The organism is Dactylosporangium sp. CA-092794 (genome assembly GCF_050948465.1).
Classification (GTDB): domain Bacteria; phylum Actinomycetota; class Actinomycetes; order Mycobacteriales; family Micromonosporaceae; genus Dactylosporangium.
The window spans coordinates 4,929,713-4,942,976 of sequence record NZ_CP192044.1 but is presented as its reverse complement, the minus strand read 5'-3'; the positions used below and the strand labels follow the sequence as shown (position 1 = coordinate 4,942,976).

Sequence of the window (13,264 nt, the reverse complement as noted above, 5' to 3'; positions counted from 1 at the left end):
TGGATACCGATCCTTGGTTCACGCCTCAGGTTCAGCCTGACCGAGCGGTCTTTTAGCGAGATCCACGGTCGCCGAGTCATGCTGACCCCGGCTACACGCTGGTGCAGTTCCAGACGTCACGCTTCGCGTCGGGCGGAATCTAGGGGCTCGGCTCGGTGGCCCAGCCGGCGTCGTAGCGCCGCACCGCTTCGACGAACTCCGCCGGCGGCCGGTAGTCGTGCGCGGTGACGTAATGCCAGACCAGCGCCGGCGCCGCGAACATTACGCCCGGCCCAGCCGGCACCCCGATCTCGTAAAACGCCAGCCAGTTCCGGCCCGGCCGCGGATCGGCGATGCGGTTCGTGCCGGGCGGGCAGAAATCGCAGTCGTGGAGGCCGCGCGTCTCGGCCGCCCCGACAACATGGAAATCATCTTCAACCGGCAGATCCGCGCCACCACCCACGGCGTGTTCCGCACCGCCATCGACCGCGACAACGACGGCATCGTGGTCAACGCCTTCTACCGCCACTCCCGGATCAAGTACTACCTCAAAGACCGCCGCGCGCTGCGCATCGAAACCGTCATCAACGACACCTACGACCTCGGTGTGCTGCGCCGCCTCGAACACCTCGACGAGATCATCGCCAAGACCCGTGACGTCAACCGCCGACTGCTGGACACTATCCGGGTCGTTCAGGGTTGCGTCCTTGCGAGCCCAGCCCTTGAGCGGGTCGCGCAGCCCACCCTCACCGAGGACGGCAGGAGGGCCCCAGCCCTACGCTTCGGCGACCCTCGGGTCATGGCCCTGACCGGCGCCCTCTGCCTGCACCTCTTCGCCGTCACCGGCGTCACCAACAAGCGCCTCCGTGCCTTGACCGCCCGGCTGCTCGGCACCACCTACACCACCGGCCAGATGACCTACGACCTACGCCGCCTGCGCCTCAACGGCCTCATCACCCGAGTCGAGCACACCCACACCTACGTCCTGACCCCTGACGGGCAACGCCTCGCGATCTTCTACACCAAACTCCACGACCGTCTCCTCCGACCACTCCTGGCCGCCGACCAGCCCCAAGCCCCACCCACCCTCCGACAGGCACTAACCACCATCGACCAGCACGTCCAGGACTACATCAACCGCGCACGACTCAAAACCGCAGCCTGAAAACCCGACTCTCGTGTTCAGATTCTCAAACCCAAGGATCTAGAAGGCTCTCGCTTTGAGCTATGTCAACAGTCAGTGAAACTTGACCCTGGCACGCTTTTGTCATCCCGAGTTATCGATGTTTATCCGCGCGAGTTCCCATTTAATCGGCGCCAACGTACCGAACTCGACCGCGTCGACCGAACGCGCCAGCGCTGGAGTCCACCGATTCCCCGCGTGCGTGGGGAGGCGCTGGAGGTAGAGGGCCCCTGCATCACGGGCGCGGGATGACGCCCGCGTGCGCGTCGGCACCTAGCGGTGATGGACGAACTGCGGCGGGCGCAACGGGGAGCGCCCGCAGGCACCGCAGGCGATGACGCCCGATGACGCCAGCGTTGCGACAGGTCCAAGTAGCGTGGGCTGCCTTTCGCGGTGATCAAGGACATTGTGATGAACTAACTGCACTACGCACGTGGTGACGGTGCATCCTCACTCGCCGCTGATTCTATCCTGAATCGCCGTGACCAACTCCTGGGCGGCGATGCGGTCATCGTCACGAATCCGAGCTACCGGAGCACCCTTTCCGAATCGGTCTATCGTCGCCTCCTGCCGGGACTTCTCTTCCGAAAAAAACGTCGCGCCGGCGACGTTCTGATCAAGCTGACCCATAGCCGTGAGAGACGCATGCGCACAACTGACAGCGGCCTCCGGATCGCCCCCGGCCGCTGCACACTTTGTCGCATACATAAGAACAAGACACCCGTAGAAAGAGTAGATGTCGGCGACTTGAGTGAAGCCCATTTCGTTCGGTTGCAGTTCCGGGAACGAAAGCAGATGTTCACGCCGATCGTCGAACGTGCCGGTCGGACGTTTCAGATCCCAGAGATCCTCAAGCGTTTCGACCACGTAGGCGATGTCGTCAGCACGGCTGAGGTCGGTTGCCCGGGCGGCGCAGAAAACCTGCACCAATCGTTCCGCGCAACTCGCCGCGAAGATCCGCGCTAGCTGTCCGCTACCCTCGCGTAGAGCGCGCACAGTGCCCTCGTCAACTACCACTCGAAGCTCCTCTGACGCGTCGTGGTAAGGAAGCTGCCATGATAGACCTTGCCCATCATTCTTCCCCCGGTGCCCCGAATCCACGGAGCGCAGACCGAAAGACATACGTTTCTCGAACTACCCCCAGCGATTGGCGTCCATCCTTGCTGGTTAATAAACAGGAATGCATTCTGCTCAGCGTGCGTACCCGGAATATTCGGCGCATGCATCTCGCCGGGCCGGAGGGGTACAGACATCTGTGCAGGTGTTAGACCATCGCCGGAGCCGGCAATCACGTCGACCACTCCATGTGGTGTCTGCGCCCGGACCACTGATACCGTGTTGACGTTATCGCGCACGTATTGATCTGGCTCTGCGGCGTGAATTTCGCTCGCCCGATCCGACAATCCGCAGTTGTGGACCAGGACCGGCGTGTCCCCGGCTACCACATAGTAGGTGTGGATGTCGGCGATGGTGAGGTCGCGCATGTCTGCGGCGCCGGTGAGGTTTCGGACGGCGGCGACTTCGGCGGTTGCGCCCGCGTCGGTCTGTAGTTGGTCGCCCGGCTGCAGGTCCGCGGCGTCGATCCAGGTGTTGGTGGTGCGGTCCCAGAAGGGGTGGTGCTGGGTGGTGTGCAGGACGGTCGTGGTCATGCCGACCGTCACCGCTGCCGCCGTCACCAGCGCCGCGCCGACGCGCGACAGCCTCGACGCGTTCGGTGCCAGCGCGGTGTGCCCGGACGTCGGGGTGCTCACCCGAACGGTTACGTCGGTCAGGTCCGTGTCGTGGTTGCGCCACAGCTTGGTGACGGGCTTCGCCGATGTCGTGTCGGTCGCCGGATCTGTCGCGGCCAGTTCGTCACCGAGCTTGACGTCCTCGATCTTCTTCGTGGTGCCGTCGGCCAGCAGGACCGGCGTGTCCGGGGCGAAGCTGTGCCGCGGCCCACCATTTCGGCACCCACCGCCAGATCCGTCGCCGGATTGCCCGCCCGTTGGTCCGTCGCCGTCGTCGGAACCGGCTCCGCCAGAGCGCTTCGGGCCCGTGGACTCCGGGGAACCCTCCCCTGAGCCGCCGCGGGAGCGCCGCAGTGCGGTGGCCTCCTTGGAGCCGCCGCCGAACGCCTTCTTCATGCCGCCCGCGCCGGCGGCCTTGAAGGGCTTGGACATGAACTTGGTGGCGCCGCCGGTGAACTTGCCGACGCCGGCGCTCAGGGCGCCGTCCAGGCCGCCCTCGATCATCGTGTCGGCCAGGCCGGACCAGGAGAACTCCGCGTCGCCGCGGGCGACGTCGACCATGTAGCCCGCGCCGGCCTGCATCGCACCGGCGATCGCGCCGGCCAGGATCAGGCAGCCGACGCCCGTGGCGCACAGCGCGCCGACCGCGACGGTGGCCAGGATCCCGACCGCGGCGGTGGCGACGAACTTCCACGGATCCTGCTTGATCGCGTCGACGGTGCTCTTGACGGTGTCGGCGACGTGCTTGACCGCAGCCTTGGCGGTTTCCTGGACGCACTTGGAGACGCCGCCCTGCAGACACTGTTTGGCCTGGTTGTACTTGTCCTTGACGTCGTTGTACTTGTTCTTGACCCACTTCGTCGTCGAATCGGCGACGACCTTGGAAGCTTTCTTGGTCTTGTCCCAGACGTAGTTGCCGAGGTCCGAGGCCTTGGTCGTCACGTAGTCCCAGGCTTGGGACGTTTTGGTCTCGATGTAGTTGTAGGTGTTCTGAATCACCTGCACCGAGTGGTTGACGACGTTCGTGACCTTGCTGGCAGCGTTGTTGAGCTTGCTCCAGAACGAGGTGCCGTCCGGGTCGACGTTCGTCAGCGGGTTGTCGCCCGCATACTGGAACCGGTTCGCGGCGACCGCGGCGGGGATCGGGCTGTTCGCTACCGGATCGCGGGTGTCGAACTGGCCCGTGTCGGTGTTGTACCAGCGAGCCAGCATATTGACCCGGCCAGTGGTGCTGTCCTTCCACTCGGACTGGTAGCCGAGGTTGCCCACCAGTGCGCTGGTGGCCAGAACCTTGCCCAGCGGGTCATAGCTGGCCGACCCGGTCAGGCTGGTGCTGGTGGCCTTGAACTGCCCAACGACGTCGGCGTGCTGGTCCGTCCAGACGTAGTTGGAGGACGCGCCGGTGCCGCTTCCAGCGCCGAGCAACTCGCCGGACGGGCCGCGCGTATAGGTGGCGGCACTGTCCTGAGCAAGCGTGTTGCCCAGGCCGCTGTACTTGAACCCGGTCCGGACCACGCGCCCGGCCGCGTCGTACTGGTTGGTGCTCGTCCCGCCCGCCGCCTGCTGGGTGATGACCTGCCCGTAGGCGTCGGCGGTGGTGGCGTATACCCCGCCCGAATTACTCGTCTGTCGCAGCGTGCCACGCGCCGAGTACGTGTACGTCGTGCCGTCGGAGGCGCTGGCGAGCTGGTTACGCTGGTCGTAGGCGAAGGTCTTGCTGCCGTTGCGGGTCCGGTTGCCCGAGGCGTCGTACTCATAATTGGTGACCGTCGACCCGGACGTCCACGACGTAAGCCGGTTCGCCAAGTCATACGTATACGTGTTGGTGGACGCGCCGGCGAACCCGGTCGTCGTCTTCGACGTCTCGTTGCCGTTGGCGTCGTACCCGTAGGCGATGTTGCCCAGAATCGTGCTGCCGGACGTCTGCTTGAGCTGGTCGTTGGTCAGCCGGTGCAGGTCGTCGTAGGTGAACGTCCGGGTCTGGTTGCTGGACCCGTAGACGATCGTCTGCGGCAACGACATGTTGTTGTAGGTGGCGGTGACGTTGATGTTCGTCGTCGTGGTGTTCGACGCCGTCTGGAACCGGCCGGCCGGGTCGTACGTGAAGTTCGTCGTGCCGGCCGCATCGACGCGTGACGCCGCCCGGCCGTCGTTGGTGTAGGTGTACGTCGTGCTGTCGGACGGGCCGGTGATCGTCAGTGGCAGGCCACGGTCGTTGTACGTGATCGTGTCCGTACCGCCCGGCACTGACAGCGACGTCAGGCGGCCCGCGTCGTCGTAGCCGAGCGTCCGCGTCGCGGTAGCCGCCTCGGCGCCCGACCCGCTCTGCCCCGTCAGCCGGTTGAGATCGTCGTACGCATAGTCGACGCGTACGCCACCGGGCTGTAGCTGCGCGGTCATCCGGCCGCCGGCGTCGTAGACGGCGGTGAAGGTACGGTCCGCGGCGCCGGGGTAGGCGATCGTGGCCGGCTCGATCTGCGACTCCGGCAGACCCCAGGTGTTGTACGTGTTCCAGAACTGGTTGCTACGCCCGTCGGTGAACCGGGTCTGGTGCCCGGCCGCGTCGTAGCCGTACGACGTATGGATGGAGGTGCTGGTGGTCACCGGCTGGGACACATCGGTGACCTGGTTCAGCGCGTTGTAGGTAAGGGTCGTGGTCGAATTCCGCGCGTCGGTCGACGTACGCAGGTTGCCGTTGTTGTCGTAGCCGGCCGTGTTCGTGGTCAGCACCGTGCTGGCGGCGTTGAGCTCCTGGCTCTTGACCGCCCGCCCGGCCGCGTCGTAGGTGGTGACGCTCTTCGTGCCGTCCGGCCGGGTCACCGTCACCGGCCGGCCCAGCGCGTCATAGGACGTGGTGGTGACGTTCCCGGCCGGGTCCTTGCTGGACACGACCTCGCCGACGTTGTTGTACGTCGACTCCGCCTTCACCCCGTCCGGCGAGGTAACCTTCCGCAGCCACGGCCCGGAATTCGCCGAGCTGCCGTACGCACCCGTGCCGTAGTCGTAGGTGGTGACGTATGCCTGCTGGGTGGGCTGCCGCTCCCACTGCGTACTGGTCACCTTCCGGGACAGGTAGTCGTACGTCGCGCTGGTCTTCGCACCGGTCGGGTCAACCGTCTCGAGCACGTCACCGATCTGGTCGTACTTCGCCGTGGACACCTTGCCGGCCGGATCGGTCGTCTTCGTGACGTGCCCGAGCGTGTCGTACTCGTATGACGTCGTCTTGCCCCGCGGGTCGGTCGTGGAGGTAGTCCGGCCCAGCTTGTCGAAGGTCGACGTCGTGCTCGCGTCGATGATGGTCTGCCCGCCCGCACCCGGCTGCGTATACGCGGGCAGGATCGTCTTCCACGCCCGCCCGGCCGCGTCCCTGCGGGTCGTGGCCACGTTGCCCAGCGGGTCCTGCACCTCGACCGTCTCGCCGAAGGCGTTGTACCCCTGCACCGTCGTCGGCCGCACCGACACTGCGGTCTGCCCGGACGTCTCCACCAACACCGAGGGCGCCAGCGTCTTGGTCAGGTTCCCGTCCTCGTCATAGACGTACGACGTGGTGTTGCCGTTCGGGTCCGTCATCCCCGTCGTCAGACCCCGCTGGTCGACGGCGTAGTTCGTGGTCAGCGCGCTCCCGGTGAGCGCGACCTGGTTGCTACGCCCGTTGCCGCTGTTCCACAGGGCCGCCACGTCGGCGTCGGTCAGCGCCCGCTGGAACACCTGCACGTTGTCGACGGCGCCGTTGAGCTTCCACGAAGGACCGCCGAGTCGCCCGTGGGTTCCACCGATGAAGGTCCCGCCCGTCGAATTGAACGGCGTCGGGTTCGTGGCATCGGTGCCGCGCACGTTGTTCGCATACAAGGACATCCGCTTGGTGCTCGCGTCGAACACCGCCACGAGATGCACCCACTGGTTCGTGGCCACGGCGGTCCCGGCCGTGGCATTGTTCCAGGCCGACGGGTTTTGGCTGTCCGTATTGGGCGCGATGAACGTCCACTTGCCGTTGCCCGAGTGGTACAGCACGAAGAAGGCACCGATGTTGTCGCCGCCCTGGCCGACGAACGTCGACTCGCCGCTGAACGAGTTCAGCTTGACCCATGCCGACACCGAGTACGACTGGGTCGTGTTGAGCACCGGGTACTCGGTTTCGATCGGGGTGCTGGTGTTGAAGCTGGCATAACCGTTGCCAAGTGTCGTGCCGTCACGGACGTCCGCGTTGGCGTCGAGGCGCGAACCGGAGGAGTCGGTAACCGTGACGCCAAGGTTGTTGTTGGGGTCGGTGCCCGCGGTCTCGTCGAGCTTCCACCAGGCGGCCGGGCCGGATGCACCGTCCACGCCGACCGAATGGGAGGTAAGCCGTCCCATGGGGTCGTACGTGCTGCGCTCGTCGCTCATGACCTGCGTGACATACAGCGGATTCCCGGCGACGTGACGAGTGCCGACCACGTGGTCGTCGGCGTCGTAGATGAAATTGGTGCCGCGGCCGTCCGGGGGACCGTCGATCGACCGGTCGGTAGTGTAGGTCATGGTCGACTGCATTCGGCCCGCGTCGTCGAACTTCTGATCGACCTCGGTGGCGCCGTTGTTCTGGGTGACCGAGATGAGGTTGCCTAGGGAGTCGTAGTAGTTCTCCTGCAGGACGGTGGTCTTGGTGCCGTCCGTGCGGCTGACCTTCTTGACCTTGCCGTCGTCCCAGTATTCGTACTTCGTTGTCCAGCCCATCGCGTCCGTGGTGGAGGCGAGGTCGCCGTTGGCGTAGTAGACGTTGTAGGTCTCTTGGACGGCGGTGCCGTCCTTGCCGGTCAGGGTGCTGGTGAGTAGCTTGCCGTTGGCGTCGAACGCTTGGCCGAGGGTCTGCAGCCGATCGCCGGCGGGGCACGGGCTGCCGGCCGCGGGGCTACTGTCGCAGTTGACCCGCTGATTCTGCCGGCCGTAGACGTCGTATCCGTACAGAGTGACCGCGCCGGTCGGGTCGTTGCTCTTCACCAACTGCCCATGCGTGTTGTATTCGCTGGTCACACTGCGCGGGCTGTCACCGCCGGTCACGTCACTGACGGTGCGGGACAGGATGTTGCCGTCGGCATCGACAACGTCGGTGGTGCGGGCCTGGTGCTGGGCACCGCTGATGGCGTTGGTCACCGTCGGCTCGGTCGTCTCGACCAGCGTCTCCTGGTCGAACCGATAGCTGGTGACAAGGCCGTTCGAATAGCCAGGCGCGAGTATCTTTTGCTGTTTGACCCGCCCGATGCCGTCGTAGCTGAATTCGGTAACGAGTCCCGCCGGATCGGTCACCCGGACCGCGTCGCCGGCGGCGTTGTATTCGGTCCGCTGCACCCCGCCGCCCGGCGACGTCGTGGTCGTCGGCAAGCCCGCCGGAGTTACACCGCCGCCGACGGCCGCCGTTGTCGCCGTCGTGTAAGCGATCGTGGTCGTGCGGCCGTTCGGGAACCCGGGCACCGGCGGCGACGTCATGGTAGTGCGGTTGCCGGCGGGGCCGTCATAGGTCAACTTGGTGACGGCCAAGCCACTGCTCCATTGGTCGGAGTGGCTGACCTCGGTGACCTGGTCATTGCGCCCGTCAGGCGTCAGGTTCACGCTGGTGGAGTCCGGATAGTACTTGTACAGCGTGCTCTCGCACTGCCCAGCGGTCTCATTGCTGCAGGTGGTTGTGCGCACAGTATTGCCGCGCACGTCCTTCGCCGTTTCGGTCTTCTGGCCGAGTGGGTCGTACACCACGGTAACGAAACCGGCGACGTCGTAGCCGTACGTGGTGGTGTTCCCAACCGCATCGGTGTCCGCGATCAGCCGGCTGCCGCTGAGCACGTCGTAAGTGCGCGTTGACGTCTTACCGCCCGGATCGGTGACCGCCACGGAGGAGACCGGGGTTAGCGTGCCGGGCACGCCGAGAGCGCTTCGCGACGCCTTGTAGTGAGCGTCGACCTGGTCGACCGTCAACGAATGATCGTAATAGGCGAACTCGGCAATGTCGCCCTTGAAGTAACTGACGGTGCTGGTGGAACCGGGCCAGTTCTGCGTGGTGCCGGCGCCGATATATGCGTAGATCCCACCAGGATCGTCCAGCCAGCCGTCCGTCTTCGTTCCGACGATGGTGTTGTCGAGGTACATGCTCTGCTTGTTCGCGCCGAAATCGCCGGTCGTGCGCTCGGCAGTCAGGACGACGTGATGCCAGTTGCCGTCGTTGACTTTGGCCGTTGAGGTAATCGGCGCAAATGTGGTGTTCCAGAACTGTCCTCGCAGGTAACCGTCGCCGCCGACGTAGAGGATGGGAACCCAGTTGGGCGTGTTCGGATTCGGTCCGTCAACGGTTGCGGCCTGGTTCGCGTACAGCACTCCACTGGCGGCATAGTTGGCGGGCGTCTTGAACCACATTTCGATGGAGACCGGGTTCCAGAGCGGCATCTCCTGGAACTTGTCATAGTCGCCCGCCCGCACGTACGAACTGGTGCCGTTGAAGATCGCACCGTGCGAGTCGCTGAACGGGCTGGTGCCGGTTTGGGTCGTGTCGAAGGTGACGTTGTTGTAGCGCCACTGGAACCCTGATGCCACTTGACTGTACGGGCCTTGCGGCAGCGTGATGTCGTTGAATCGGTAGTACTCGTTGGGCCGCGAGCCCAAGACAGTGGAGGCGTAGAGCTGGCTGGAGCCCGAGGTTGCGGGAACGCCGATCTGCCAGGCGCCGCCGGCCTCGTCGGTGACCTGGTGGACGCGGCCGTTGACATTGTCGTAGGTGATCTGGGCGCGGACGCGGCCGGCGTTGCTGGTCACCTTGGTCATCGCCGGGGCCGGGTTGCGGCCTGCGGTGTACAGGGCGGTGACCATGGCGTCGGTGAGCGGCTTGTTGTAGTACGCGGCGTCGGCGAGCGAGCCGTTGAAGAAGACCGGGGTGGGGGTGGCGAACGACTGGCCGGGCCAGCTCCCGCCGAGGATGCCGGCGCCGAGGTACAGGTTGGACTGGCCGGTGTTGTGCAGCACGATGTTGCCCGAGGCGGTGCCGACGGGCTCGCCGTCGAGGTACAGCTTCTGGCTGCCGCCGTTGCCGGACAGGGCGACGTGGTGCCACTGGTTGTTGGTGACGGTGCCGGTGGTGGTGACCGGGTTGCCGGTGCCGTTCCAGAACTCGCCGCGCAGCTTGCCGTCGCTGTCGATGTACAGCACCGGGTCGTAGCCGCCGGTGGGCGTGACGCCGGGGGCGACCGTGCTGGTCTGGTTGGAGAACAGCACGCCGAGCGGGGTGGAGGTCTTGAACCACAGCGAAATCGACTGGTACGAGCTCTCCGTGGCGAGCTTGATCGGCAGCTTGACGGACGAGTTGGTGCCGTTGAACGAGGCCGTCGTGGCGGCGGACTGGTCCAGCGCCGCTGCGCCGCCGAGCGTGACGTTGGTATAGATGCCGTTGTCGGTGCCGTCGTTGGACAGCACGCCGCTCTGCGCCTGCGTAGCCCCGGCGCCCTCGTTGAGCCGCCAGTACGAGTAGGGGCCGGTGTTGAGCACCGAGCTCGGCGCCTGGTTGACGATCTGGTACTCGTAGCTCGCGCAGTCGGTCGCGGTACCGGGCGGGCAGACCTTGGTGAGTTTGTCGCCGGTGTAGGTGTACGCCCAGGTGAGTGTGCTGGAGGACACGGCCGGGTCGGTCGGGTCGGTGGTGACCGCGGCGACGTGGGCCGCCGTGGCGTCGGGCGGGGTGCTCCAGGTCAGGTGCAGGGCCCGCTGCGAGGCGAGGGACTGCATCATATCGATGTGGCCCGAGGCGTCGTAGTGGTACGTGACCGACCGCGCGGACGGATCGGTGATCTTCGTCAGCCCGTACACGCCGGTGACCTGGCTCCGCGTGAACTCGTAGGTCGTGGAGTCCTTGTCGGTGAGCGAGTAGCCACCGGTGATCGGTTTGAACACCGAGTACCGGCCGGGCGGCGGCGTCCAGGAGCCGTCGTTGTTGCGGCCGAAGGCGATCTCCTGGCCGCTGGGGTATCGCACCGTCGCCGTCTGCAGCGCGCCACCCGCGTCCTTGCCCTCGCGCACCTGCATGTCGGTTACCGATGACCAGCCCTGCCCGAACGAACTCGTGGCGCGGGTGTCGAGGCTGTTGTAGTCGCGGTTGATCGCCAGTGCCGGCCCGACCGTGGTCACCTGGGCGTCGACGTCGGAGGTGGTGTAGTTGCCGACGGAGCCCTCGAAACCCTTGCCGCCGTTCTGCGCCAGCGACGAGCTTACGAGCGGTTGCGGTACCGCGGTGGAGAAGGCGTACGTGACCGGGTTGCTCGGGCCCCACACCTGCTGGTCGTAGATCTTCGCCTGGTAAAAATACTGCTTGCCCCACTGCAGCACGCCTGGGTTGGGCTTCCAGACGCTGTTGCCGCTCAGGCCCGAGTCCGCGATCCGGACACCCTGGTCGTTGAAGACCAGGAACTGGTACTGCACGCCGTAGCCGGGCCAGTTGTCCGGGTCGTAGCCTTGCATCGAGAACTCCGGCGTCAGCGTGCTCACCGACGTGTTGTTCGCCGGGTACTGCGCCGAGACCTCCGGCCCCGCGTTCGTGGTGTAGTTGACCTCGATCCAGGGCGAGCAATTGATGGCACCGAAGTGCGAGTCGTTGCAGACGAGGACCGTATCGGACGAGGTGAACCGCTTCCACGACGTCGGGTCGCTCTCGTTGGCCTTGAGCACGATGCCGTACGTGTTGTTGTGGATCGCCCAGTCTTTGACCTCGGCGTTGTCGAGCCACGGGGCGATCCACGTGCCGACGTTGCGCGTACCGCCGAGGTTGTTGCACGCGGCGTTGTTGGCCGTGTTGTCGGAGGCCATCGGCTGCAGGCCGGCCAGCTCCCGTGCGGCCTGGTTGTCGCCCGGCTGGTTGTTCCAGGTCAGTGTGCTCTCGGACCAGTTGCCGGTCACGCGGTAGACGTTCGTCGTCTTCTGCGGGCAGTTGGTGCCGTCTTTGATCTGGTACGTCTGGAACAGGTGCAGCCGCGCGGAGTCGAGCTTGAAGTTGTTGCCGGCAAAGAACGCAGGAATGTCGCCGAAGCGGAGGAAGCCGCGCGCCTTGTTGGCCACCGAGTCGTCGTAGCGGCCGGCCGCGACGGTGTCGTTGGCGCCGTGGGTCAAGGTCGTCTCGGATGACAGGCTGTAGGTGTCGCCAAACGGGTAGATGGGCTGCATCTCGATGTCGGGGTCGACCCGGACGGGGAACTCGCGCTTCGGGTCCTTCAGCCACGCCTGGTCGACGCTCATCCGGATCGCGGGGCCGCCGTCGACAGTGATCAGCTCGTATCGCATTGCGTAGGACGTCGCGCCGGCGCCACTGATGTCGACCGCGGAGTCTTCCAGGTAACCCAGCGGCATCGTAGTCACGACAGCGCCGGTGTCGTCGACGAACTCGACCCCGCCATCGGCGCCGATGCGCGGGGTCAGGCCCTTGAGCCGGAGCGGATAGACGTACGTGGCCGGAGCGTCGGCCGAACGCAGCGTCAGCGTCTCCTTGACGCCACTCGACAACGCTGCGAGCTCGAGATCGACGCCAGGCAGCACTTCGCGGTAGGTCGCCACCTGCCCGCTGACGAGGGCCTTGCCGAGCGTCGCGCCGGCAAGGGAGTACGCAAGCTCGGTGCCCTTCGAAGGCGTAAGGCGCACCAGGTCGTCACCGGCCGCCGCCGAGGTCTTCAACGCCTGCCCGTCGGCGTCGAGCTTGCGAGCCCCGCCGCCAGCGAAGCTCAGCTCGAACGCGTTCGCACCGACCTGCGGCCGGCCCTGCGCGTCGGGGCGCAGTGTGCTGTCGATGGGTTCCCACGAACCGTCCGCGGCCTTGAAGTTGACCGGCTCCTCGAAGATCCGCTGTGTGTATGAGCCATCGGCGTTCTGGTACACGTCCGTGCGCTCGGTCGCCTTCGACGCGACCCGCTGGCTGGTCCTCGGGTCGAAGCCCTTCTTCGCGGGCCCGGTGCTCAGGTTCTCCGCCTTGAGCTGATTCGGCTGGTACCTCGCCAGCTCGCCCTTGGCGTGGACCTTCGACTCGCTGTCGCGGGCCCGGGCCGCGGCCTGGTAGTGGCCGTCCGGGCCTTTGCCGCGCAGCTGCTCCGGCCCCTTCGGGTCCTTGGCCCAGCTCACCGGCTCGCCGAGCCATCGCCACAGCCACGAGACCGGCAGCCCAGGACCCGGCCCGGACGGCAGCGCTCCCGCCGGAATCCCGACGCTGAGCAGCATGGCCAGCACGACCACCACACCGACCCGCCGGGTCAGCCGGCCGGTTCGCTGCCTCCGCGGGAGCGCAGCACCCAGCACAATACGACCGCTCATCGCAGCCTCCCCCGTGCGAATTTCGACAGCGCGGGTGCAGTCTGCAGCTCATCGATCACTACGCGCAAGGCAT

General features: G+C 66.0%; 4 protein-coding genes. 1 reads left to right on the top strand and 3 read right to left on the bottom strand.

Annotated elements, in window-relative coordinates; all coding sequences use genetic code 11:
* Positions 1 to 139: 139 nt before the first annotated feature.
* Positions 140 to 442 carry a hypothetical protein gene (locus tag ACQPXD_RS21310; RefSeq protein ID WP_432841108.1) on the bottom strand — a complete coding sequence of 101 codons (303 nt, stop codon included), beginning with the start codon at positions 440 to 442 and terminating at the stop codon, positions 140 to 142.
* A gap of 3 nt (positions 443 to 445) precedes the next feature.
* Between ACQPXD_RS21310 and ACQPXD_RS21305 the strand changes: the two genes are divergently transcribed.
* Positions 446 to 1,144 carry a hypothetical protein gene (locus ACQPXD_RS21305; RefSeq protein ID WP_432841106.1) on the top strand — a complete coding sequence of 233 codons (699 nt, stop codon included), beginning with the start codon at positions 446 to 448 and terminating at the stop codon, positions 1,142 to 1,144.
* Positions 1,145 to 1,612: 468 nt separating this feature from the next.
* On the opposite strand, the gene ACQPXD_RS21300 is transcribed toward ACQPXD_RS21305, so the two are convergent.
* Together ACQPXD_RS21300 and ACQPXD_RS21295 are read right to left on the bottom strand one after the other, a co-directional pair.
* Complete coding sequence (locus tag ACQPXD_RS21300; RefSeq protein ID WP_432841104.1) at positions 1,613 to 2,179, bottom strand: hypothetical protein; 567 nt, start codon at positions 2,177 to 2,179, stop codon at positions 1,613 to 1,615.
* The gene (locus ACQPXD_RS21295; protein WP_432841102.1) at positions 2,173 to 13,191 is read right to left on the bottom strand and encodes a LamG-like jellyroll fold domain-containing protein; all 11,019 of its coding nucleotides are present in this window, start codon (positions 13,189 to 13,191) and stop codon (positions 2,173 to 2,175) included. Before ACQPXD_RS21295 ends, ACQPXD_RS21300 begins: the two co-directional genes overlap by 7 nt.
* Positions 13,192 to 13,264: the final 73 nt, after the last annotated feature.